General features: G+C 45.0%; 19 protein-coding genes. 7 read left to right on the top strand and 12 right to left on the bottom strand.

The features are described 5' to 3' along the window. Positions 1–300: 300 nt before the first annotated feature. A complete protein-coding gene (locus GC098_RS31015; protein ID WP_171647489.1) occupies positions 301–3,555 on the top strand; it encodes a DEAD/DEAH box helicase in 3,255 nt (1,084 codons plus the stop codon). An 82-nt stretch (positions 3,556–3,637) separates the two neighbouring features. Here GC098_RS31015 and GC098_RS31010 read toward each other — a convergent pair whose 3' ends face one another. Next, entirely contained in the window at positions 3,638–5,626 is a 1,989-nt protein-coding gene (locus tag GC098_RS31010; protein ID WP_171647487.1) for a hypothetical protein, read from the bottom strand. 205 nt (positions 5,627–5,831) lie between these two features. On the opposite strand from GC098_RS31010, the gene greA reads away from it, so the two are divergent. Continuing rightward, the gene (gene greA, locus GC098_RS31005) at positions 5,832–6,302 is read left to right on the top strand and encodes a transcription elongation factor GreA (RefSeq protein ID WP_171647486.1); all 471 of its coding nucleotides are present in this window, start codon (positions 5,832–5,834) and stop codon (positions 6,300–6,302) included. Between the two features lie 89 nt (positions 6,303–6,391). Here the strand turns inward: greA and murI are convergent, their stop codons facing one another. The 8 genes from murI to GC098_RS30965 all read right to left on the bottom strand — a co-directional run bounded on the left by murI (position 6,392) and on the right by GC098_RS30965 (position 15,197). Beyond that, positions 6,392–7,168, bottom strand: coding sequence for a glutamate racemase (gene murI, locus GC098_RS31000; RefSeq protein ID WP_171647484.1), 777 nt, complete (start codon positions 7,166–7,168; stop codon positions 6,392–6,394). Between the two features lie 30 nt (positions 7,169–7,198). Further along, positions 7,199–7,969 carry a Cof-type HAD-IIB family hydrolase gene (locus GC098_RS30995; protein ID WP_171647482.1) on the bottom strand — a complete coding sequence of 257 codons (771 nt, stop codon included), beginning with the start codon at positions 7,967–7,969 and terminating at the stop codon, positions 7,199–7,201. Between the two features lie 126 nt (positions 7,970–8,095). After that, positions 8,096–8,626, bottom strand: coding sequence for an ATP-dependent Clp protease proteolytic subunit (locus GC098_RS30990; RefSeq protein ID WP_171647480.1), 531 nt, complete (start codon positions 8,624–8,626; stop codon positions 8,096–8,098). Positions 8,627–8,795: 169 nt separating this feature from the next. Next, positions 8,796–10,823 (bottom strand): methyl-accepting chemotaxis protein, encoded by a 2,028-nt coding sequence (locus GC098_RS30985; protein WP_171647479.1) that lies wholly within the window; start codon positions 10,821–10,823, stop codon positions 8,796–8,798. Between the two features lie 172 nt (positions 10,824–10,995). Next, complete coding sequence (locus GC098_RS30980) at positions 10,996–13,029, bottom strand: MASE4 domain-containing protein (RefSeq protein ID WP_171647477.1); 2,034 nt, start codon at positions 13,027–13,029, stop codon at positions 10,996–10,998. A gap of 85 nt (positions 13,030–13,114) precedes the next feature. Beyond that, positions 13,115–13,432 carry an MGMT family protein gene (locus GC098_RS30975; RefSeq protein WP_171647475.1) on the bottom strand — a complete coding sequence of 106 codons (318 nt, stop codon included), beginning with the start codon at positions 13,430–13,432 and terminating at the stop codon, positions 13,115–13,117. Further along, the gene (locus tag GC098_RS30970; RefSeq protein ID WP_246359070.1) at positions 13,429–14,508 is read right to left on the bottom strand and encodes a lactonase family protein; all 1,080 of its coding nucleotides are present in this window, start codon (positions 14,506–14,508) and stop codon (positions 13,429–13,431) included. The genes GC098_RS30975 and GC098_RS30970 overlap by 4 nt, the downstream gene beginning before the upstream one ends. A gap of 77 nt (positions 14,509–14,585) precedes the next feature. Then, positions 14,586–15,197, bottom strand: a complete 612-nt coding sequence (locus GC098_RS30965; protein ID WP_246359076.1) for a TetR/AcrR family transcriptional regulator — start codon at positions 15,195–15,197, stop codon at positions 14,586–14,588. A gap of 148 nt (positions 15,198–15,345) precedes the next feature. Between GC098_RS30965 and GC098_RS30960 the strand changes: the two genes are divergently transcribed. The 3 genes from GC098_RS30960 (at position 15,346) to GC098_RS41830 (ending at position 17,474) form a co-directional block, all read left to right on the top strand. Beyond that, positions 15,346–16,236, top strand: a complete 891-nt coding sequence (locus GC098_RS30960) for an ABC transporter ATP-binding protein (RefSeq protein ID WP_171647469.1) — start codon at positions 15,346–15,348, stop codon at positions 16,234–16,236. A gap of 20 nt (positions 16,237–16,256) precedes the next feature. Continuing rightward, positions 16,257–17,045: an ABC transporter permease subunit gene (locus GC098_RS30955; RefSeq protein WP_246359069.1), complete on the top strand. Its 789-nt coding sequence runs from the start codon at positions 16,257–16,259 to the stop codon at positions 17,043–17,045. A 219-nt stretch (positions 17,046–17,264) separates the two neighbouring features. Then, positions 17,265–17,474 carry a hypothetical protein gene (locus GC098_RS41830; protein WP_376774004.1) on the top strand — a complete coding sequence of 70 codons (210 nt, stop codon included), beginning with the start codon at positions 17,265–17,267 and terminating at the stop codon, positions 17,472–17,474. A gap of 148 nt (positions 17,475–17,622) precedes the next feature. Here the strand turns inward: GC098_RS41830 and GC098_RS41825 are convergent, their stop codons facing one another. From GC098_RS41825 to GC098_RS30940, 3 genes are all read right to left on the bottom strand, one after another. Further along, entirely contained in the window at positions 17,623–17,859 is a 237-nt protein-coding gene (locus GC098_RS41825) for a hypothetical protein (RefSeq protein WP_376774003.1), read from the bottom strand. A 415-nt stretch (positions 17,860–18,274) separates the two neighbouring features. Further along, complete coding sequence (gene pruA, locus GC098_RS30945) at positions 18,275–19,843, bottom strand: L-glutamate gamma-semialdehyde dehydrogenase (protein ID WP_171647465.1); 1,569 nt, start codon at positions 19,841–19,843, stop codon at positions 18,275–18,277. 34 nt (positions 19,844–19,877) lie between these two features. Further along, the gene (locus tag GC098_RS30940; protein WP_171647463.1) at positions 19,878–20,792 is read right to left on the bottom strand and encodes a proline dehydrogenase family protein; all 915 of its coding nucleotides are present in this window, start codon (positions 20,790–20,792) and stop codon (positions 19,878–19,880) included. Positions 20,793–21,018: 226 nt separating this feature from the next. On the opposite strand from GC098_RS30940, the gene GC098_RS30935 reads away from it, so the two are divergent. Together GC098_RS30935 and chrA are read left to right on the top strand one after the other, a co-directional pair. Beyond that, positions 21,019–22,740, top strand: coding sequence for a sigma-54 interaction domain-containing protein (locus GC098_RS30935; protein ID WP_171647461.1), 1,722 nt, complete (start codon positions 21,019–21,021; stop codon positions 22,738–22,740). 209 nt (positions 22,741–22,949) lie between these two features. Further along, positions 22,950–24,149, top strand: coding sequence for a chromate efflux transporter (gene chrA / locus GC098_RS30930; RefSeq protein ID WP_171647459.1), 1,200 nt, complete (start codon positions 22,950–22,952; stop codon positions 24,147–24,149). Positions 24,150–24,181 lie beyond the last annotated feature (32 nt).

Genomic DNA, 24,181 nt, shown 5'->3' with positions numbered 1-24,181 from the left:
GCGTTGTCTATCTATTAATATACACGCATCAAAACGTTTGGTAATATAGGGAAGAAATCAATAGATTTTGGATCGTAGGGGACGCGTCCTCTCTAGGAAGACCATTGTCGAATTGTTCGGATCTGCCATTCGGAAATCGATGACAGCCAAGTAATACATGCAGTCCATTCTCCATTTGGAATTGGGCTGCATTTTTTCTTGGTTAGAGCTTGTTTTTCACGAGAACGAATGTTTGCTATAATGAATTCAACCATTAACAATTCTGGAACATATATATTTTCAAAAGGAAGGATCAAGGTAATGAGCTTTCAGCTGACAGATGGGATCATTAGGTTGTTGTGCGGTCGGTTTTCTTATGAAAAAGGAGAAGCCTACTACCATGAAAGACAAGTGACTTTCCTAAATGAAGATCCTGAAACACCACTCTATGAAGCCACGGTCGAAGGATATAACGGCACCTACCTAGTAACCGTTGAAAATGATACAAACGGGGATGTTATTGCTCATTGCACCTGTCCTGCGTATGATCCGGACGATAAATACTGCGAACATATTGCTGCCGTGCTGCTGAATATTCATGCTATTCAGCAAGTATCTCGAGTCGTGGGTACAATACCCCCGCCTATTGGACATTCAGAGGGAGATCGAAGGTTGACGAGCCATATGCTGGATTTGTTCGGGAACAAACCGCAGCGTCCAAGCCGTTCACAACCTCTTTTCGATACAAGAGATGAACTAGAACTGGAGTTTACTTGCAAACCATTCCAATACGGCTATCGGAAGTTCATGTTCGGGATTGAGATGAAGGTCGGTCCTAAACGAATGTATATCGTCCAAAGATTAAGAGAATTTCTTGATCATATTGAGCGGAGAGAAGCCTATGCATTTTCAAAGCATTTCACCTACGACCCTATGCTCCATAGTTTTCAAAAAGAAGATGATGCGGTCATTCGGCAGCTCATCGAAATTTATCGCAATGAGCAGATGTACCTTGAGACTTCAACTACGTACTCCGTTCGTGTGAATCATTTGAGTGGCGATCGGATGCTTCTGGTCCCTCCTTTCTCATGGACAACCTTTCTTCCCGCGCTTATCGAGGCATCGTCCGTAAAACTTGAGCAGGATAACCGCACATTCGATGGAATCCGTGTATCCGATGAACCCATCCCGCTCCACTTTGAGTTCGACCAAACAGAGGCCGAAGACTTCCAATTGGATGTCCAAGGTCTGGACAAGATTACGGTTATGGAATCGTATGGAGTTGTCCTTTCCGAAGGAAAGCTGCTGCACATCCAGGCTGAACCGTGCAAGCGCCTTTCGGAGCTAAAGCAAATGCTCGAAAACTCCAGCAAGCACCAAATTCAGATTCCACCCGCACAAATGGAACCTTTTATGGAAAAAGTGATTCCTGGCCTGATGAAGCTAGGCAGTGTCCATATCGCTGGGGCTATTTCCGACCGCATTATGAGAACGCCATTAAAGGCTAAGTTGTATTTGGACCGAGTGAAAGATCGACTGCTTGCCGGTCTGGAGTTTCAATACGGCGATATTGTCATTAACCCGCTAGAAGGCAATGAACATAAGCGCGGAACCGACCGCATTCTAATGCGAGACGGAGATCAGGAGCGACGAATTCTGGAGCTTATGGAGCAAAGTCCCTTCGCTAAGACGGAGGGGGGATATTTCATGGATAGCGAAGACGAGGAATACGAATTTCTGTACTACGTCGTTCCGCAATTGGAGAAGCTGGTAACTGTTTATGCCACGTCTGCCGTGAAAACAAGACTTCTAACCGGACATGCCCCGAAGGTCAAGGTTGATGTGGATGAACGTACAGATTGGCTGGAATTCAAGTTCGATATGGAAGGTATTCCTGAATCGGAAATCCGCAAGCTGTTGAAATCCCTTGGGGAGAAACGCAAATACCACCGGCTGCCGGATGGAGCGTTATTGCCGCTCGAAAGCGTGGAGTTTCAGGAAATTGTCCGCGTCATGAACGAAATGGGCATTACCAAGGAGGACGTGAAAGCAGCAGAATTCCGCCTCCCCTTAGTCCGCGGGCTCATCTTGATGGACTCTGAGAGGCAAGGAAATACCGTTAAGCTGGGCAGAACATTCCGCCAGTTACTGGAAAACATGCGAAATCCGGATAATCTGGATTTCACTGTGCCGGCCAGTCTGGAGCCTGTACTTCGGGATTACCAGAAGTATGGCTTCCAATGGCTGAAGACGCTGGCCCAGTACAATTTCGGCGGCATCTTGGCAGACGATATGGGCCTGGGTAAAACCATACAAAGTATCGCTTTTATTGTCTCTGTGCTGCCCGAGATCAGAAAACAGGCGCTGCCGGCGATCATTGTTGCTCCCGCTTCTCTCGTCTACAATTGGCTCAATGAGCTGAAGAAATTCTCGCCAGAGATTCGGGCTTCCATTGCCGATGGGAGCAGAGAGGAGCGCAGCAAGATTCTGAAACATGCCTCACAAGTGGATGTCCTCATAACCTCTTACCCGCTTTTGCGTAGGGATATCGACCTGTATACGAAGCAATCGTTCCATACGCTTATTTTGGACGAGGCGCAAGTGTTCAAGAACCACACCACGCAGACGGCCCAGGCGGTGAAGGAGATTCAGGCCCAATACCGTTTTGCGCTTACTGGCACTCCAGTAGAGAACAGGCTTGAGGAACTATGGTCCATCTTTGACGCGGTGTTCCCTCAATTGTTCCCCGGGAGAAGGGCATTCAATGACTTATCCCGTGAAAGTGTAGCCAAGCGGGTTCGGCCGTTTCTGCTGCGCAGGTTGAAGACCGACGTTCTGAAGGAACTTCCGGAGAAGATCGAGTCGCTGCAAGCTTCCGAGCTGCTGCCAGAGCAGAAGAAGCTGTATGTTGCCTATTTGGCCGAACTGCAACAGGAAACACTGAAGCATCTGAACAAAGACAGCTTTAATAAACATCGGATCAAAATTCTGGCCGGCTTGACCCGACTTCGCCAGCTGTGCTGCCACCCGTCTCTGTTCGTCGAAGATTATACCGGAAGCTCGGCCAAATTCGAGCAGCTCATGCAGATTATCGAAGAATGCAGAAGCGCCGGCAAGCGGGTGCTGATATTCTCGCAATTTACAGCGATGCTGGGCATGATCGGGCGAGACCTAGGCTATCAAGGGGTGCCGTATTTCTACTTAGACGGTAAAACCCCAACTGCCGAACGCGTAGAGTTGTGCAACAAATTTAATGAAGGCGAGCGAGACCTGTTCCTCATCTCATTAAAAGCTGGCGGTACTGGACTAAACCTTACCGGTGCCGACACCGTTATCCTTTACGACCTATGGTGGAATCCTGCCGTGGAGCAGCAAGCAGCCGACCGTGCTCATCGAATCGGGCAGAAGAAGGTCGTGCAGGTGATCCGTCTTGTTGCGCAAGGTACCGTAGAAGATAAAATGTATGAGCTCCAACAGAAAAAGAAGAACCTGATTGATGAAGTGATTCAACCGGGTCAGGAGGCCTTGTCCGCCTTGACGGAGCAAGAGATTCGAGAGATTTTGATGATAGGATGATTAAATAGCAAATAGAAGGGCTTCCCCAAGGTCATTGTTAGATGATTGAGGAAGCCCTTCTTTCGTTTATTAAGTGATAGGTTTACTTAGCAACTATTTCAACGCTTTGCTTCCAAATGATCCTTTCACCGATACGTATAACAACATTCACTTGGTGAGTTCCGGCTGCCAGCGGTCGAGAAGCTTTCAAGCTAAACAAAGCAACTGACGAATCACTAGCTTCTGGCTTGTTAACGAACCCTTCCGTTTTGGAAACATGTGCGACTCCACCTTGGTCTCCGTTCTCCTCAATGAACATCTGAAGCGGCATTTGTCCAGACTTATAATCTTCCCGACTGGTCCAATCGTAGACAAATGCTTGCAATTCTAACTGCCCCTTCTCCGCGCGGGTCGGGAATTCTCCTGACTTCACGTTATAATTCTTCTCAAACAAACTGTATTCTTTCCCAGCAAATACCTGAGTTAATCCAAAAAGAGCCTGAACGTCTTTCAAATTAAGATACCAGCTGTCGCGGGAATGACGCGGTATCTCTGCCAATTGAACACTTTTATCCTTAGTACCGTGCCAATTCACCGACGCATTGCCCATATCAGCCTGCAGCACAAAGGAATATTCGCCTTTGCTCAATGAGATTGCGTTCATATTCGGTACTTTTTCAACTTTGTATTGAAAATGTTCGGCAAGCTGGATGACATCCAAATAAGTTTGACTATTTTCCGTATACCCAATCCGCTGACCATTGTAAAGCTGTAATCCATCCTTCGCGGCAGGGGCAATTCCTAAACTATTCGTGTTTATTTTTGAAATATGAGCTACCGTTTGTGTATCTTCATCCCATATCGTATCTTGCAAGCTGTCCCAGTACGGAATCCATCCGGACCGCCCATCAACATGAGCTTTCAGCCAAATGGGCCCACTGTTGGGTGAATTCCAAACCTCGGTAACCTCCACCATCTGATCGCGCAGCAGTAGTGTTGATGAGCTGAACGGAGTTTCCGGGTAGCGCTGCAGCTCCTTTGGATCTTTAACTAAGACTTTCCAATGAACAGGTATTGCAGCTTCAGGCTCGCCAACATTTTTGTTTATCCATCCTGTGCCTTTGGATGAACGTACATGGTACCAAGTACTGTTGTACCAAATCGGATAAGGGCCTCTCCCCGTATATAGTCGCTCTTCGATTTTCTCAAAAGCGGTTACTGTTTCACCTGCTAGAACGGCATCTTCCTTCTTCAGTCCATCCCATACATCATGAATTAGCGGATTTTCTCGCACGATATTTATGGTTTCATTCGTATTAAGGATCGGGACTCCCTTTTCGCGTGTCCACGTGGTCCCTTGATCCGTTTGAACTTCGAATACTCGATCATAGATGGTTGTGAACTCCCTTACGATCGTGTAATCACCAGCCTTGGAGTTTGACCAATCTTGCTTCTGCTCGCCAATCCCCATAGCCATTCCAAGATCACTATTGGACGGTAGATTATAGTAATGTGCTTTTCGCTGTACCTTAACTACAGTACCTATTTGATTGACGGGTATATGCGCCCAGAGATCACCTAACCAGGTGGTGTGCACCTTAATCCATGCTTTACTGGTGGGATCGTTCGTATAGAACCATTGCTTTTCAGCCGCAACTACCTCAACCTCTTGTGCGGATAATGAAGCTGCAGGTCCACCTTTGGTGCTTTGACTGCGATATAGCGGAGTTTCTTCCAGAAGCGTAATTCGATTTGGTGGCTCCATATCGATTTCCCACGGATTTGGCCTGATCCACCGCGGCCCGAACATCGTTTCAATCTTCCAGGTGGATAAACCAGTCGACCAAGAGCTTTCTACCGTGAGGACATTTACCTCCTGAGGTGCAAAAGTACCTTCCGGCTCATCATCAGGCCGATTAGGATCTGCATAATAGGGCGTCTCTGCCAAAAGCTCAATCGTAGAAGGGAACCTAATTCCTTCTGGCGCGTAGGAACCGCCAAAGATGTTTTCAGCTTTCGTCTGAGGTGCCAAACTGCCCAATCCTAATCCTGCAGCTAGGATCGTGATAGCGAAGATCTTCATTTTAATCATCTGGAACAATCACATCCTGACTTGAATAAATTAGGAAAACTTACCATTTATTTGACGCCAGTCATAGCCATAAAGTTGCTTACATCCTGCCCAGCTTATGAAAAAATGATCAAGTTAGACAGTTCTCCTCGTCTTACTTACTTTACTTGCCTCAGTTACTTTAGTAGTATATCTAGTATCGAATGAATGAGGAGCTGCAAAAAATATGTCCAATGATGAAATTATTCTAACTCCAGAAGGATTACGTAGTTTAGAATTAGAGCTTGAAGATCTCAAAACCGTCAAACGCAAAGAACTAGCAAGCCGTATTAAAACAGCGATTAGCTATGGCGATCTCAAGGAAAACAGTGAGTACCATTCCGCTAAAAATGACCAATCTTTTATGGAAACCAGAATATTGACGATTGAAAGAATGCTGAAGAAGGCTAAAGTTGTTAAGAATATCGGAACTTCCAAAGTTCAAGTTGGCTCTACCGTTATTCTCAATGATGTGGAATTTGCTGAGAAAATTGAGTATAAAATCGTCGGTACGCAGGAAGCCGATGTGAATGAAAATAAAATTTCTTACGAAAGTCCACTTGGCGTTTCCCTCATGGGCAAATCGGTTGGCGATGTGATTAGTGTGAATGCACCAATGGGCGTCATTAGCTATGAGCTGCTTGAAATCAGAGCGTAACTTGACGCAATCCTTCTACTAAACATAATAAAGGCATTGTCATGCAGCGACAGCTGCACGGCAATGCCTTTTTGACTTGTTCTCCAACCTTACTCACCAATTGCTTGAATGATTTCCAGGGCTTTTTCCATCTTCTGAATATAAGCTGTCTCATTGCTGGAACACATGAATTTGATGTTGGACTGTCCCTCACCAAGTAATTGGTTTCGGTCACTAAGCAGCTGTATCAACCGATTCACAGTACCCGAGCTTCCATCAACAATTTGGATGTGACTTGGCAGGATCTTTCTTAGAACTCCCCTATAAAAGGGATAATGTGTACATCCTAGAACAACAGTCCCATACTTCTTCAGGTCGAAGGGCTCCAGCTTGGCTTGAAAATAATCAATAATTTGTTGACTCTCCACATTTAACTGTTCACAGAATTCAACCAATTCCGGCAGCGGCACCGAATCCACCATACCCATATCATCCATACGAGAAACTAACTCTCTATATTTCGATTGCTGGAGCGTTAAAGGCGTAGCGAAAACGAGCACTCTTTTACCAGATGAACGATTCATTTCAAGTGCTGGCTTTACCGCGGGTTCCATGCCGATAATCGGCATCTCATAGGTTCTTCTTAATTCTGCAATGGCTATACTAGTTGCTGTGTTGCAAGCAATGACGAGGGCTTTGACCTCTTCTTTGATAATCATGTCAACGGATTTTTTGACAAAAGCAAGAACCTCGTCCTTCGATTTCGTCCCGTAGGGAACATGAAGGGTATCCGCAAAATATAGAAAATCTTCATGAGGCAGTTGCTTCATGGCTTCGTGTAAGACGGTAATACCGCCTATCCCTGAATCAAAAAAAGCTATTCTCATTATCTTCACCCTATATGTATTGTTTCTTTTCTAAAGTAATCCTGCCGTAATAAGTCCGTTTCGAATGCCATCTTCATCCACATGTGTCGTTACATGATCGGCATAAGGAAGTAAGTCTTTGTGGGAATTCCCCATCGCGATACCGAATCCGACATACGAAAGCATCTCTATATCATTTAACCCGTCCCCGAAAGCTACAGCATCTTCCGGTTTCAATCCAACAAGTTCCAAAAGCGCGGCAATCCCTTGGGCTTTCGAACCACCTGCTGGTAATACGTCTATCGCATGCTGGTGCCAGCGAATCAGCTTAAATTCCGATTGCAGCTCCTCGTACAAATGCTCATCCGTGTCTTCAGCATGCAGGAAGATTTGATATATATCATTTGTTTTCCAGAAATCCGGGTCATATGCCGGCAAATCAACCTTCAATGAGGAAACCGATCCAACAACAAAAGGATGGTCCTCTGTATCCGTGAAGAAGTTATGCTCACCTTCAAATACGAGGGAATGCTTATGCTTAGCTGCCAGTTTGACCAGTGTTTCTATGCTGCTCTTGGCGATAATCCGTCTGTAGAGCGGTTCACCACGGTAAACGGCATAGCCGCCGTTCAAGCACACATAGGAATCAATCCCAAACTGCTCAGCCAAGGGCTTGATGAAGTAGGGTGCTCGTCCTGTTGCAATGACCGGTTCAATCCCTTGCTGCTTTAATTGTTGAATAGCTATGATCGTACTAGCTGGAACTTGTTTTTCTTCGTTAACTAATGTGCCGTCAATATCAAAAAATACAATTTTATACACGGTATGGTTCTCCTTTTCATTAGGGGGCAGCACGGCTGCTCCTCTTCTCTCTATCTCTCAATTAAACACCAAAAGCAAAGAAAAAACAAAGAAAAAGAGAATCCCTCAGGCTTCTCTCCGCCATGTCTAAACAATTTCATCAATAATCCCGAATGATAAGGCCTCATCTGGACTTAGATACCAATTGCGTTGATGCTCCTGAACACGATGCAGCTCGTCTGTATGCAGCTTCGTTTTGGATAAGATGTAGTCATCATAAATGTTTTGCAGCCTTTGCGTTTCATCCACACGATTCTTCAAGTGTTCCAAATGACCGTCGATATGTGTAGATACAGAATGATACATGAATGTACTAAGTCGGCCAGCGTACCTCTTATGACCACTAACAGCGATTAGTAAACTCATGCTAGCAGCAAGTCCATACACGTATGTATGCACCGGCGTCTTACTGTTATCAATCACATTGATCAATCCTAAACCATCATAGACACTGCCCCCATTACTATTAATAATTAAGTCGATGGGCAGACGCTTGAAGTCTTTTTCTTTCTTATCTCTGTCATCATCATATTGATTAATTCTGATGATTTGCTCGACTATGGTTTTCACAGAGCTTTTATTAATGCCATCGAATAGATATAAGGTCCTGTCACTCATAGCATGCCTCCTGTCCTTATGGCCTACTGATACGTTAGTCTATTCTCGTTTTATAGACTTTGTAACTCTTTTCCCTTTCTTTTCTGGATTTTTGGGCAAAAACAAAAAGGCCAACCCGTTGGTTGACCTCTCAATACCCTATGCCAAGCTTGTACACATGTTTGAAATATTAACGAGTTTTGAATCTAGCAAGCGATTCTTGCAGCTCTTGCGCCATATTGCTTAAATCTTCTGCTGAAGCAGATATTTCCTCCATAGTCGCGTGCTGCTTCTTCGACCCTTCAGAAATGCCTTGTCCATGGTCATAAGAAGCTTTAGTCATGTGCACAATTTCGCTCATGGAAGCCGTTACTTCCTGAGTTCCAGCCGACATTTCCTGAGATGCTGCCGATACTTCCTGGATTTGGTCGGAAATTTCTTGGAACGTCGAGGTAACACGGTTAAAGACCTGCCCTGCCGCATCAATAAGCTCAGAACCTTTCTCTACGTCCAGTACACCTTTATTCATTGCTTGTACGGCTCTTGACGTCGAAGACTGCACTTCCCGAATCAAACTCGAAATATCTGCTGCAGATGATGACGACTGTTCCGCCAGCTTCTTGACTTCGTTCGCCACCACCGCAAACCCGCGTCCTTGTTCGCCAGCGCGTGCTGCCTCAATGGAAGCATTGAGTGAGAGAAGTTGGGTTTGGCTTGTAATTTCAGTAATAACCGACACAATTTCACCGATTTTTTGTGAGTACGATTCAAGTGCTCTCATATCATCGGCCGATTTCCCAACGGATTCATTAATGAACTTCATTTGTTCGACAGCCTGATTGATCGCAACGCGTCCTTGCTGAACTTCCTGCAGCGTAGCATGTGATGCTTCTGTCACGACCGACGAAGATTCTGCAATCCGTTGTACCCCAATAGCCATTTCCCCCATTGCGGTAGAGGTCTGTTCCGCTCCTTGCAGTTGTCCTTTACTCGCATTGAACACTTCTTGAATCGATTGGGCGATATTAGTGGAAATGTCGACCGATTCCGCAGCGCAAGCCGTAAGCTCCTCCGACGAAGCGCCTAACTGTTCCGCGGTGTATCTAGCCTTTCCGACAATGTCTGAGAAAGAATCGAGCATAAGATTCATGTTATCGGCAAGCTGTCCGAGCTCGTCACTTCGCTTCATAGCAAGACGTGGAGTTAAATCGCCTTCAGCCATCTTCTTCACTGCTTCCGTAATCGCAATAACTGGTTTCGTTGTTTTCGTCGAGACAATCAGTGCGAAAGCTGCTACTACGATAGTCGTAATCACAGTCAGCCATATCGATACTTGATTTGCTGTTTTTACCGAGCTATATACTTCCTCATGCACTAAATTCGTAACCAAGCGCCAGCCAGTTGACGGGATTGTGTCAAAGCTAATTTCTGCAGCGACCCCATCCTCGCGTGTAAATTGAAACGTTCCTTTCTCATCTTTCAAAACAGTATCTTTAAACTTAGCTGCTTCCGAAGGAGTAAGTACATCCTCCATTTTTTTGCCTACTTTAGCTGCATCAGGATGGGTTAAGAGCATTCCGGAAGGAGACATTAAGTAACCGTAGCCTGTCTCCCCTATTTTTATCGTCTTGGTGTAGACTGTAAGATTATCTGTTGTTAATGGACAGAATAATCCACCGATATAGTTCTGCTTATCATCCAACAGCGGGACAAATACAATGATGACATTTTTACCCGAAGCTTTACTGACGATCAAATCACTACTCACAGGCTGCTTCGTCTGCTTGGCTTGCTTAACGTAATCGCGTTCGCCAATTGGAATCTTTTGACCGGCTGAAGTAAGCGCAGTATCGTCTTTATTTGCATAAACATACTGTTCAACTTCTTTGTTGGCTTGTTCAAATTTCTTAAGCGTCTTCATAATTTCCTGTTCATTACCACTCTTGAACTCGTCAAACTTTTGCATTTCTTTCAAAATCGCTATTTGCCGCTGGATGGAATAGTCAATTGCTGTTACATTGGCTTTAACGACACTCTCTTCCTTGGAGTGAACTTCACCTGTCACGACACTCTTCAAATAGTAAGAAGAAAAAATAATACTAAACAGCATCGGTACTAACGCAATAACAAGAAACATGGCTGTCATTCTTGCTTTAAAAGATTTAAATGATAGCTTACTTACCCATCCTTTTACATTTACAGTTTTCTGTGGCTTCATTCCTTATTACTCCTCCATGTGATCATTAATCTTTCATGTGAATTCGATATATTTTGACAAATACCTCTATATTTCGACACAAGGCAGAAGCAGTATTCAATTACTACTAAAATGAAAAAAACATGCCAATCCGCGAGGTTTTCGCGGTTTGAACATGCTCTTTTTTACCCGACTAATCTGCATCTATTTCAACTAACTGCACAATAAAGATTGACCCCTTACCCAACTCCGTATCAACAACCACTTTCCCATGATGTGCTTCAATGATTTCCTTGACAATAGATAAGCCTAGACCTGTTCCTCCGATTTTCCTGCGATCCGAATTATCGACACGGTAAAACCTCGTAAACAGTTTGTCCAAAGCTTCGGCTGGAATGCCAAGACCATAATCTTGTATCTTGATTAACACTTTTCCATTATCGGTTTCAACATAAACATCAATTCTCGTCGCGCCCGGCGAATACTTAATCGCATTAGAGATCAAATTATGGAACACTTGCTTTAAACGGTCTTCATCCCCTTGGACAAATATAGGCTCCGCTGCTGCATGCAGCTCAGCTTCATGATTGTCTTTCCCCTGCCACTGCTCAACGATTTCGCGGAGTAATAGAACTGCATCCAAAGATTGGAAATGGAACTCTTGCCGACCCGAATCCAAGCGCTGCAAATCAAGAAAATCGTTAATCAAATTCGATAACCGTAAAGATTCCTTGTGAATCGTCTCGATATATTTGGCTCGCTTCTCTTCCGTCACTACACGTGTTGCCAGGATTTCAATAAAACCTACAATCGAGGATAATGGCGTCCGAATTTCGTGAGAAATAATGCTGACAAACTCATTTTTTAACTCATCAATTCGCTCTTCTTCGGTACGATCTCTGAATCCGACTAGATGTCCTCTGAGCGTCCCTTCCATTTCACCTGAAATAGGATTGACATAGCATTCATAGTGCCTTGTTTCGCCTTTCAACGTCAATCTTGATATACGCTTACGAAAAGGCGGGATGGATTGTTCGAAATAAGCGTCGATGAACTCATCAAAAGCAGCATCTGCGGTTTTCATTCCTAGACAATAGCTAGACATCCTTTCTCCGCTTTCGAGTGGACGTTCAAAGAAATGTTCCACGCGGCGATTCGCAAAGATGACCCGTCCTTCTATGTCACACATGATAATGGCTTCATGGCTGGATTCAAGCATTCGTTCAATAATGTCGCTCTGTTCCGAAATTTTTCTCTCAGCCAGTTGGCTTTCACCAAGCAGCACCTTATAGTTATATTCACTGTCCTTCACTTGCTGGAAAAGCTCTGTCATTCTCAGATACATTTTGGTAAACTCATAAATCATTCCCGCAAGCACAATATTTGCACATACAAAGGTGTTCCACCTAGCCACATACCATCCCACACTAAAGCGCCCGCCGCCACAAAGAATAATCGCCACATCAAGCATTGAAGCCAGTATGGCTACACATAGCCAGGTCGAAGTAACCGTACTCGCTTTGGTTCTTTTATAGTAAACAATTAATGTAATCAAAGTAATGAGGACAATAGGCAGCCCAAGACCATATATAAACAAAGGCGTTAGCTTACCTTGAGACAACACAATTGGCAGTTGATTTTTGAAATGCGTCGTGATGTAAGTCAATCCTGTAATTAGTAAAACGACACCTATGAAGGTGTACAGACCTAATCTCTTAGCCTTACTAGCACTATAATTAACATTTGCAAATTTCGATTCAATCATCATATAGAGGGTAATCGCTAGAGGAAATCCTGCGTGCAAGATCACGTATAGCCAAGCCGAAGTTTGTGTTCCTGCATGGAACAAGCCATTTTCAGCGAATACACGAGGGAACGTGAGGATATAGACCAAACTCATACCACCGGAGAACAGATACAAGCCAAACAGGACGAGTACGGCCGGTGATCGATTGATTTTGAATTGACTATAAATCACGTAAGCAGTAATGAATTCGAAACAAATAACCGTGGAAAAAATGGCCGGCTGATAGGCCTGCAGTTCAACCAACTGTATCCTTACAAACGGCACAGAAAGCAGTGAAATCAGAACCACTATAGCCCCAATAATAAAAGCAAACCGCCGCTGTGAAGGATTTGACTTCATCGTTATTAAATTATATATCGTTGCCGGTGAAGCTTGATCCTGATTCATAACAACCTCCGCGAATTGATCTTCCTTTTTCACAAGATTCGACAAGGCTATGGCTCACTTCCTTCTTGCAAAAAGCCTCACTTCTTCCAGTTGCAAGAAGTGAGGCTGCCTATGTAACTCATGCTTCTTCTTGCATTTGATACTGGTAAAGCTCAAGGGAAATATACCGCTGATCCGTGATGATGACACCTTCAGCTTGCAGCAAAAAACTTTGCATATGAGATCCTTCATCATCCATGATGGCAATCTCTCCCTTTGCGTTAATGACTCTGTGCCAAGGAAGGCTATGCTTCTTGCTCATTGCATGCAAAATTCGTACGACTTGCCTTGCCGCCCTTGGGCTTCCAGCGAGCCTGGCGATCTGACCATAGGTCATGACTTTGCCCTCGGGGATACTCCGAATGATGTGAATAACTCGCTCCGTGAAAGGTGTCATTCTACACTAGCAAACTTGATGCATACCGGTTTAGACACATTTAGCACACTTCCGGTTGGAACGAGCTTTCCCGATTGAGAATCCCGCGTGAATGAGACAATATTGTCGGAATCTTTGTTCGCCACTAGCAGAAATTGTCCATCCGGCGATATCGCAAAATTACGTGGATGCTTCCCTAACGTAGGCGCGTACTCCACCACCGTTAGCTTACCAGTTACGGAATCGATGGCATACACGACAATACTATCGTGGCCGCGGTTAGATCCATATAGGAACTTTCCATCTGGTGAAACATGAATGTCCGCGCAGGCATTTTCCCCTTCAAAAGACTCGGGAAGTGTGGAAATCGTCTGGATTTCGGTCAGCTCACCTCGTTCTTCCTCATAGCTGAATGCCGTGACTGTGGAGCCAAGTTCATTAATAACATAGCCAAAGGCATAGGACGGGTGGAATGCAAAATGCCGCGGACCTGAACCAGGGGCTACTTGCACTTCATTATGAGGAATAAGCCGTTTGGCAGGGATATCGAGCTTGTACATAATGATCCTATCCAAACCTAGATCACAAACTCCCGCATAACGATTCGCTCGATCCAAGAAAACAGAATGAGCACGCGGTCTATCCTGCACCGAAAGTACGCTTGCGCCATGATGTTGCTGGATATCAGCTGTTGCACCTAAACGACCATCCGCTAACACAGGAGACAAGCCTACCATCCCCCCGTGGTAACTGGACACCATCACCACTTGGTTCGTATGATCGAGTGTAATGTGGCACGTAGTCGCAGGCAGTGTGATCTCGTTGTTCAGAAATGTTAATTCTCCTGTAGCTGAATTTATTTCATAAGAAGTTGCCGCTCCGCAGCGCTGCTGATTCTCGTCAACACCCTCCGTTAACGCATATAATTTCCAATTGCTCGCATCCACAGTCAAGAACGTCGGGTTTTGCAAACCATTTACTTGATGGGTGACTTCCAAGCTTCCATTCTCTTCATCGTATCGGCAGGTGTATACCCCAGGATTATTCGAATCCGCATATGAACCTATAAAAGCTAACGTTTTTTTCTTCTTTTCCAAAAATGCCACTCCCATTCTTCTGTTATCGATATCAGCATTATCTCAAATCCTCTTCTAAGGAGCAACAAAACTTAAACTTATGTATGAACGATCGATTGAGGCGTGCTGCCGATCCCATAGAAAAACAAATGCACCATTTCCTCGATCAACGTGTCCATATTACCATGTATTCCGGCATACTCCAGCATGGTGTCCGCCTGGCTCGTCAACATTTGCATATACATCATAATAGTGGATGTAGAAAGCGCCCCGGTGATTTCCCCATTTTTCTTGCCGTCTTCAATGAGCTGAATGACAAGTGGAACACCCTTGGCCATATATTCCTCTTTGAGAAAGTTTCCCATTTCCGGATCGTCGTGCCATATCTGCTTCATGACCTGAAGGCTGAACGTTCTGGATGATTTCTTCTTCTGGAAAACGATGTACTCAATCTTCTCCTTCAGAGAGTGATCGCCGGAGAGAAACTCCCCAAATTCTTTCAGTGCCGTCCTTGCATAATCTTTGAACACTTCCCGAACCAAGGCTTCCTTGCTGCCAAAGTAATTATAGATGGTTACCTGCGATACGCCAGCCGCTTCGGCGATATCGGCGATCCGCAGTTTTCTGGGATCGGACGTATTCAGCATATTCAAGGTTGCGTGCATGATTTTTTCTTTTTTTTGCTGGGCTCTTTTTTCGTAGCCGTTCATTTGAATCACCCGTTTTTTTTGGAATAATGAAATTATAGCATAAATATATTTCAAAAGTATTGACGAGGTGAACATTCAGGAGTAACATAAGTTTTGAAATTATAAATAATAAATATTTCATAACTTTCATATTTGGAGGTGGCCGCGCATGTTGACTGTTCAGCAGCTGACCAAAACATTCCCGAACGGAAAAGGGATTTTTGACGTATCGTTTTCGGTCAAAAAAGGAGAGGTGTTTGGATTTCTGGGTCCGAACGGGGCCGGAAAATCCACGACGATCCGGCATATCATGGGATTCATGAAACCGGATAAAGGCTCTGTGAAGGTTCGCGGACTGGATACCTGGACTAAACAGGGGACCGTCCAGCGGTATATCGGTTATTTGCCAGGAGAGATCGCGTTTATTGAAGGCATGACCGGGCGAACGTTTCTTGATTTTATGGCGGAAATGCAAGGGTCGAAGCATTCGGCGCGGCAGGAGGAGCTGATCGACCGCTTTCAGTTTGACGTCCGGACTCCTATCCGCAAAATGTCCAAAGGTATGAAGCAAAAAGTCGGCATCGTCGCCGCTTTCATGCATCAGCCGGAGGTAATCATCCTAGATGAACCGACTTCGGGACTAGACCCGCTCATGCAGAAGGTGTTTATCGACCTTGTGCTGGAGGAGAAGGCCCGGGGCACAACATTCCTGATGTCGTCCCACAGCTTTCCCGAGATTGAGCGTACATGCGACCGCGCGGCAATTATTAAGGACGGGGTCATCCTTACCGTCAAAGATATCCACGAGCTGCAGTCGATGCAGCGAAAGTTGTTCGAAGTGACGTTCGAACGTGCGGAGGATACGGAAACATTCGGGCGGACTTCCGGCATAACAGTCGAATCGCGTGAAGGTAATCGAGTGCGGGTGGCTGTGCAGGGAGAGTATGCTCGTTTCCTCTCGGAGACGTCTAAGTACCCTGTCCGAAACTTAGATGTATTCACGCAAAGTCTCGAAGACGTGTTCATGAACTATTACGACCGGAAGGGGACATTACAATGAATTCCGCTCTCTATAAACACATGATGAAGATTCATATAAAAGGGATGATGAACTATGCGTTCGGATCAGCTTTTTATATCCTGCTCATGTTCTGGCTGTTCCCGAGCTTCGCAGGAAATAATGCAGCCCTAGATGAGTTGATCAAGTCCTTGCCGCCCGGCATGACCAATGCGTTCAACTTGGGCAGCGGCTTCGGCACCGTGGAGGGATTCATCTCAGGCGAATATTACGGCCTTCTGCTCGTACTGATCGTTTCGATTTTTTGCATCCTGTTCAGCACACAGCTGATGGCGAAGCTGGTTGACCAGGGCTCGATGGCGTATTTGTTGGCTACTCCAACCACCCGCGGGAAAGTGGCGATGACGCAGGCAGCCGTTTTTGTAACTGGGCTTTTGTCCATCATGGCGGTGACGACATTATGCGGGTTTGCGGGATATGCCCTATTTATAGGGCAATTGAGCGACTTTCACGGAGCGGCTTACCTACGGATGAACCTAGCGGCATTACTTCTGTTCTTCGCAGTAGGTGGAATCGCCTTTCTCGTTTCTTCTTTAGCCAACGACGAGAAGAAGGCGCTCGGGATTTCGGCCGTGCTGACCTTCGGGTTTTTTAGTCTGGATTTTATCGGCAAACTGAGCGAAAAAATCAATTGGCTGCGCAACCTGACGTACTTCTCGTTATATGATCCGAGCGGTATTATCGGTGGACAGACGGAAACCGCGCTTGCCTGGTCGGTATTGATTATGATTGGGCTCGTGACTTTTGCGGCGGGAATCGCGTTGTTCCGCAAGCGTGATTTGCCTTTGTAAAGCATCGATCCTCCAAAAATGAGGTAGCACAACAATATCATTTTCCGCTATACTAGAGTTTTTCAATCAAGCTGGTCGTGAACCATGCGCCGCTTTCATCTATGTTCGTAAGGAGTCAACTCCTCGAAAAATATAGAAGGAAGCGGCGTTTTGTTTTTAACCAATAATCGTTGAGAAAGTAGGAATTACAATGAAATTTGAGCAAGCATCGAAACTTTCATGACTTCGCAGATTGCAGCGGAGACGAACAGGCGCAGACGGGAACGGTTAGAGCAAGGTCTCGGACATGGAGAAATGGAATTTCTGCGCTGCGTGTGGTATCCGGCAGTCGGACATTTCGACCATCTCTACCCAGAATGGGAAGTGCGTGACTTCGCGAACGGCTACCGCTATTTGGACTTCGCTTATAGTCCTGGAGATGCTAGGTGATTGAAATCCAAGGCTACAGCTCACATGCTCGAGATCTTGATCTTTGGAGATTCAAAGACCTCTGTCTCCGGCATTGTCATCTTGCTTTGGATGGCTGGCTGGTTATGCCTATCGCCTACCCAACCATTGTTGAGTCGTCGAAGCAGTGTCAGCAGCTTAGAAAGCGAAACAGTCCGATTCGCGCGAAGACTATTGCGCCCATTCTCCCCTTCTGACCTTTCTGCTCATCTCCAAGTAAGTACAAGACACGCCAGAACTGTCTTGCACCACTTATGCGAAAAGCAGCTAGCGTGGACAAGAGCGAGCTCGCATGTACCAACTTAATCTGTAATGAATACGAAAACTGGATCGTGTGGACGTTATCCGAGGAAATTTTCTTCAGCATTGGGTACGCAATTCGATCGGAAGGTCGAATTCACCCGTGTCGGGACGAGTACGTCATCAATACTACTGAAAGGGAACGTACGAGCGCTATTTATGCTAAATTCGCCTAATTAGCTACCTAGACGGAACTACAAGCTCTTATTTCCCCTTTGAGTGCAGCTTTTCAGCCAAAAATGGCAAAATAGCGAATCGACGTTCCCTCTACTCTCTAAAAAGCAGCTATTTTGATAAATAGCGCCTCGTAGTTCCCTTTCACCTCTCGGCGACTGATCCTTGAGGCGAATTATTGCTTCCATTAACTTCTCGCGTTAAATTCCATAATGCAAATCCAGTCCCCTAGCGTTTCCGCAACTCACCTGCTGATCCTAATAAAAAAAGAAGGCTAGACTCATCGTCCGCCCTCTTTCTACCAACCATTATATTTTGCGTGAAGTCAGCTTCGCTTGTGTGAGAAGCATGAGGTAGTCGTAACCGCCTGCTTTGGAATCTGTTCCCGACATATTGAAGCCGCCGAAAGGATGTACACCCACCAATGCGCCTGTGCATTTGCGATTAATGTACAAGTTGCCGCAGTGAACAGTGTCTAATGCCTCAGAAATCCGCTCCTCATTCGTGGAGAAGTAGGAACCCGTCAAACCAAATTCCGTATCGTTGTACATCGCGATGGCTTCTTTCCAGTCCTTCGCTTTAGCGATGGCCAAGACAGGTCCGAAAATCTCTTCCTGCATAACGCGCGCTTTGCCGCTTACATCGCCGAACACAGTTGGCTGAATGTAATAGCCGTTTCCTTCGGCCTTATCTCCACCTGCAAGCAGTGTTCCTTCGGTTTTCCCAATTTCAATGTAATCCAAAATTTTATCATAGGAACCTTTATCAATGACCGGACCCGCTGCGAAATTGTGCTCAGGCAGGCCGCTTTGCAGTTGGTTTGTCAGAGCAACTACTTTGTCTACAACTATGTCGTAAACAGATTCAACAATAATAGCACGAGAACCAGCCGAGCATTTCTGTCCTTGGAAGCCGAAGGCTGAAGCCACTATTGCAGAAGCAGCCGCGTCGAGATCCGCTGTTTCGTCAACGACAATACCATCTTTGCCGCCCATTTCCGCAATCACACGCTTGATCCAAATTTGACCAGGCGCCACGTCCGCGGCCAACTTGTTGATGCGCAAACCAATCTCCTTGGAGCCGGTAAAGCTAATGAAACGAGTCTTCGGATGTGTCGTTAAGTAGTCTCCAACTTCCGCACCGCTTCCTGGAATGAAATTAATTACTCCAGCAGGAAGTCCAACTTCCTCCATAAGAGCCACAAATTTATGTGCAATAACAGGCGTGGTTGAAGCTGGTTTCAGTAAAACGGTGTTACCAGAAACAACCGCCGCAATGGTCATACCTACACAAATTGCTAGTGGAAAATTCCATGGCGGGATAATAACGCCGACGCCTAATGGGATATAACTAATTTGGTTGTTTTCACCGGGAATTTTGGCTAATGGCTGCGTCTCGTTGATTTGGCTCAAACGAATCATTTCCCGAGCGTAGAACTCGATGAAATCAATCGCTTCTGCGGTATCTACATCCGCTTCAACGTAGTTTTTGCCTGACTCTAGAATCATCAACGCTGAGAACTCATGCTTACGATCACGCATTAGCGCAGCAGCTTTAAATAAATACTCCGCACGCTCTCTAGCGGGAACCTTTTTCCAAGTTTCGAATGTCTCGAGGGCAACGTTCATCGCTTTTTCAGCAAGTTTCTGATCCGCTTTGCTTACGAATCCAATAATTTCATCTACATTCCCCGGGTTAATCGATGTGATTTTAGCCTCTGTTACTACTTTCTCAGTACCGATATATAGGGGGTATTCGCGCCCCAGCTCACTTTTCACTTTGGCAATAGCAGCTTGCATCGCCTTCACATTTTCCTCTAGACCAAAATTAGTAAATGGCTCATTTGCATACGGACTAACCTTCGTAAATGTATTCATATTATTGCTCCTCTCCGAATGGAAAATTTGGGTGTTATTTAAACATATTTTTCAGAACAAACCAAACATTCGCTGGGCGCTCTGCTAACCTTCTCATGAAATATCCGAACCAATCTACACCGTACGGGACATAGACCCTAACCCGATATCCTTCTTTCACTAATTGCTTTTGCAAATCTTCACAAATCCCATAGAGCATCTGGAATTCAAACTGATCTATTGAGATAAGATTTGATCTTACGAATTCTTTCGTAAAATGAATGATCGCCTCATCGTGGCTTGCAATAGCTGTATAATGACCGTTCAAAAGATGTTTTTGAATAATTTTTTTGTAATTTTCATCAACTGCGCTTTTTTCTGGAAAAGCAACTTGCGGAGATTCCTTATAAGCACCTTTCACCAAGCGCAAATTGGCTCCGAGTGCATGTAAATCATCGATATTCTGCATGGTCCGGAACAAATATGCTTGAATGACGATTCCTACGTTGTCATATTCTTGTCGAAGCTCTCTGTAGATATCGAGTGAGATTTGACAATGCGCATAATCCTCCATATCAATTCGCACGAAATTTCCATGCTGACGAGCACAATCAAGAATACGTTTCATATTGTTTACACAGAGATCTCTGCTGATATCTAGCCCAAGTGAAGTCATTTTTAGTGAAAGATTGGATTTGACACCTGAACTAGCAATCGCATCTAGCGTTTGAATACACATAGCTGCTGATTCCAACGCTTCTTCTTCACTAAAGACGAACTCACCCAAATGGTCCAGGGTCGCTACACGGCCATCTTGATTAAGTCCGCGCACAGCTTCGATGGATTGCTGGATGGTCTCTCCTGCTACAAAACGCGCTGCACCAAAGCGTAAACCATACTTTTTGGCTAATCGATTAGCCGTTCGGCTTTTGCCTAAAGATTGAAACATGTTTTTCAAGATAAGTTCCATTTGTTATTCCTCCAAAGGAATTATACAATTGTGTAAAATTAATAATTTTATTATACACTTCATTTTATATTTTGAACACTATTTGTTTATGTGCATATTTTCCTTGTAATTGAACAGTTTTTATTTCTTTACCTCTATCATACTCACCTTCTCGGCTTCTTGTGTTGAATCTCCCTTGCTTTCATGGTAAATTTAAACCAAATAAATGGTACAAATGAGGTCAATTATGTTCATTAATGAACACTTTCCATTGAACAACCCTATGATCACACTCCCTGTTGAAACAACACTTGAAGAACTTTCTTCCTATTTAAACAATGGAACGGCTGTTATCTCCCATTGGCATGATGAAATATGCTTATTTACACCGGAAGATGCAGGCCTTATGACGGCCTTTTCCGCTAGAAACATTCAAGAATTAGTAGAGAGCAGCAAACACTTTGTATCTGCGATTATCACTGTGGACGAAAACATCCCTTTGCCGCTTGTGCCTCAACGAACAAATCGACCGGTACTTTTCAAAGATAAGGATGGAACTTTCGGGGGATACTCCGTTTTATCCACGTATCTCAATTTCGCCCTTTCCGAGCTGCAAAAGTGGTCTGCCTATTTCAATGCACTCGCGGATACCGTCACCGATGCTGTCACGGTCGTTGATCGAGCCGGCGCTGTGATTTGCTGGAATTCCGTTGCTGAAGAACTCTATCATCTTCCGGCAGCAGATATTTTAGGCAAACGCATTGGCGAACATTTTGATATCGAAACACTGATGGTCCTGAAAATTTTGGACGAAGGCCGGATGATTCGCAATACATACCACCGCCCTCGGCCTGACACCCATGTCCTTATTAATGCGTCACCGATCAGAGATGCTCAGGGTCATATCATTGGAGGCATTGCGACCGAGCAGGATATTACACAATTGGTACGATTGAACGAACAATTAACAACCGTCGATTCCTTCGGACTACCACAAAAAGATCAGGCTGAAGACCTCTTTACCTTAATTAAAGGAAAAGGACCTGCAATCGGCAAAGTCATTCAATGGGCGAAGAAGGTGGCAGCAACAGAAACACCCGTCCTCCTGATTGGAGAATCGGGTGTTGGCAAAGAGCAGCTTGCTCATATTATTCATCAGTCGAGTTCAAGATCCGAGCAGCCTTTCTTGACAATCAATTGCGGCATCGTTCCCGCAGGTTTATTGGAAGCCGAATTATTTGGCTATCAAGGTGGCGCCTTCACTGGCAGTGATAGTGGACAAGCTGGTAAGTTGGAGCAAGCCAAAGACGGTACCTTGTTTATTAATGAAATCGAGAAGCTTCCATTGGAGCTTCAAGCTAAGCTTTATCATTACATTACACAGCAAACGATCGTTCGCTCTGGAGGAAGTCAACCTATTAGCGTGCGTACCCGAATCATAATCGCAACTACACAGGATTTAGCAAGCAAGCTAGTCAATCAAGAATTCCGCTCGGATTTGTACTATGCGCTCAATGTGATTTCCATTCGGATTCCGCCTTTACGAGATAGAACTGAAGATATCCCCGCGATGGTCCAAATGTATCTCAAGCAGTTTTCACTACAATACCAGAAGCCTGTTCCCACACTTTCGCCAGAGGTCATCTTGGCTTTGACCAACTATTCATGGCCAGGAAACATCCAAGAATTGAAAAATATCATCGAGCGATGCATCATTCTTAATGATGAAGACCTGATAACTTTGGAACATTTGCCAGTCACTTTACAGGAACAGCAACCAAGTCTGACTTCTTCAGAAGCAGAAACTGCGGCGAATTCATTAAAAGCGAAGGTGTCTGATGTAGAAGAAATCCATCTGATTGAAGAAGCTCTGGCCAAAACGGCAGGCAATAAAAGCGCGGCAGCCAAACTTCTCGGCATCTCCCGCGGTACCCTTTACAACAAAATGAAGGAATATCAGCTGGAGTAATATGATTTGAAGAACTCACGTATTTCGTGTTACGAAAAGGATCATGATTTCTACTTAAGTAGAGTTCATGATCCTTTTATATGTGTAGAGAGTATTCCGGATGGTCCTCATTGCTATATTATTTGTGTTAAACGGTAGAATCGAGTTGCAATTTCCGATACACTTAAATGACTTAGATGTTAATCAAACGTAATTGAGGAGGAAATAGGTTGGACACCGCTGCAAAACCACAGCAAAGTAAACGAAAAGCATTGCTTGAAGTATTTCTCGTCTCAACAAAATTAGGATTGACGTCCTTCGGTGGTCCCATAGCCCATCTGGGCTATTTTCACAACGAGTATATCCAGAAACGTAAATGGATGGATGAGAAAAGCTACGCCGATCTCGTTGCTCTATGCCAATTTCTACCAGGCCCAGCCAGCAGTCAAGTAGGTGTTGGTATCGGTACAATCCGAGCTGGATTGTTGGGAGGCGCGGCTGCTTGGCTAGGATTTACGTTACCTTCCATCATCCTCTTACTACTCTTTTCCCTACTGATGAAAGCCATGGATGTGAGCAGCACCGGTTGGATCCACGGTCTCAAAATCGTCGCCGTTGCCATCGTTGCACAAGCTGTTCTCAGTATGGGAAAAAAGCTAGCGTCCGATAAAAGCACGGCCTCCATAGCCATTGCAGCCGCATCGGTAACCTTGCTATGGCAGGCTGTTTATAGCCAAGTTGTTATTATTGTACTCGCCGGAATCATCGGGCTGTTTGCCTACAAAACCGTTTCCAACCAAGAAAACAGTACCATTCAAGTGCGCGTTCATCGCTCTGTTGCGATTTTTTGCTTGGTCCTGTATGCACTGCTGCTCTTGCTACTTCCAATTCTCAGCGGTCTATGGCAATCGCAGCTCTTATCCCTTTTCGATTCGTTTTATCGGGTGGGTTCCTTGGTTTTCGGCGGCGGCCATGTCATTCTCCCCCTTTTGGAACGCGAAGTTGTCCCGCAAGGTTGGGTAAGTAAAGAAGTATTCCTGGCTGGATATGGGGCTACGCAGGCAGTTCCGGGTCCGCTTTTTACATTTGGCACGTACTTGGGCGCTATGTTTGACGGATTCAGAGGGGCTATCGTGGGAACCTTGGCCATTTTCCTACCTGCTTATCTCCTGATAATAGGGGCTTTGCCTTTTTGGAATTCATTACGAGCAAATGTCAAAATTCAAAGTGCTTTCGTAGGCATTAATGCGGCCGTTGTCGGTATCCTGCTCGCAGCACTTTATAACCCGCTGTGGACAACCGCCATTATTCGTCCTTATGATTTTGCATTAGTAATCGTGCTATTTGGCCTGCTGGTGTTCTGGAAATTACCGCCTTGGTGCATCGTTCTCTTAGGGGCAGTTGCGGGTGAAGCTTTGTATTATTTATAAAAAGGGATGTAGTCCTTTTTGCAGATTACGTG

The organism is Paenibacillus phytorum (assembly GCF_013141715.1).
GTDB lineage: Bacteria > Bacillota > Bacilli > Paenibacillales > NBRC-103111 > Paenibacillus_E > Paenibacillus_E phytorum.
This window is presented reverse-complemented; position numbering and strand designations above follow the sequence as displayed.

Bases quoted from the DNA above. Each gene is read 5' to 3' on its own strand.
- GC098_RS31015 (WP_171647489.1), top strand. From the start codon at position 301: ATGAGCTTTCAGCTGACAGATGGGATCATTAGGTTGTTGTGCGGTCGG.
- GC098_RS31010 (WP_171647487.1), bottom strand. From the start codon at position 5,626: ATGATTAAAATGAAGATCTTCGCTATCACGATCCTAGCTGCAGGATTA.
- greA (WP_171647486.1), top strand. From the start codon at position 5,832: ATGTCCAATGATGAAATTATTCTAACTCCAGAAGGATTACGTAGTTTA.
- murI (WP_171647484.1), bottom strand. From the start codon at position 7,168: ATGAGAATAGCTTTTTTTGATTCAGGGATAGGCGGTATTACCGTCTTA.
- GC098_RS30990 (WP_171647480.1), bottom strand. From the start codon at position 8,626: ATGAGTGACAGGACCTTATATCTATTCGATGGCATTAATAAAAGCTCT.
- GC098_RS30985 (WP_171647479.1), bottom strand. From the start codon at position 10,823: ATGAAGCCACAGAAAACTGTAAATGTAAAAGGATGGGTAAGTAAGCTA.
- GC098_RS30975 (WP_171647475.1), bottom strand. From the start codon at position 13,432: ATGACACCTTTCACGGAGCGAGTTATTCACATCATTCGGAGTATCCCC.
- GC098_RS30965 (WP_246359076.1), bottom strand. From the start codon at position 15,197: ATGAACGGCTACGAAAAAAGAGCCCAGCAAAAAAAAGAAAAAATCATG.
- GC098_RS30960 (WP_171647469.1), top strand. From the start codon at position 15,346: ATGTTGACTGTTCAGCAGCTGACCAAAACATTCCCGAACGGAAAAGGG.
- GC098_RS30955 (WP_246359069.1), top strand. From the start codon at position 16,257: ATGATGAAGATTCATATAAAAGGGATGATGAACTATGCGTTCGGATCA.
- GC098_RS41830 (WP_376774004.1), top strand. From the start codon at position 17,265: ATGACTTCGCAGATTGCAGCGGAGACGAACAGGCGCAGACGGGAACGG.
- GC098_RS41825 (WP_376774003.1), bottom strand. From the start codon at position 17,859: ATGCTGAAGAAAATTTCCTCGGATAACGTCCACACGATCCAGTTTTCG.
- pruA (WP_171647465.1), bottom strand. From the start codon at position 19,843: ATGAATACATTTACGAAGGTTAGTCCGTATGCAAATGAGCCATTTACT.
- GC098_RS30940 (WP_171647463.1), bottom strand. From the start codon at position 20,792: ATGGAACTTATCTTGAAAAACATGTTTCAATCTTTAGGCAAAAGCCGA.
- GC098_RS30935 (WP_171647461.1), top strand. From the start codon at position 21,019: ATGTTCATTAATGAACACTTTCCATTGAACAACCCTATGATCACACTC.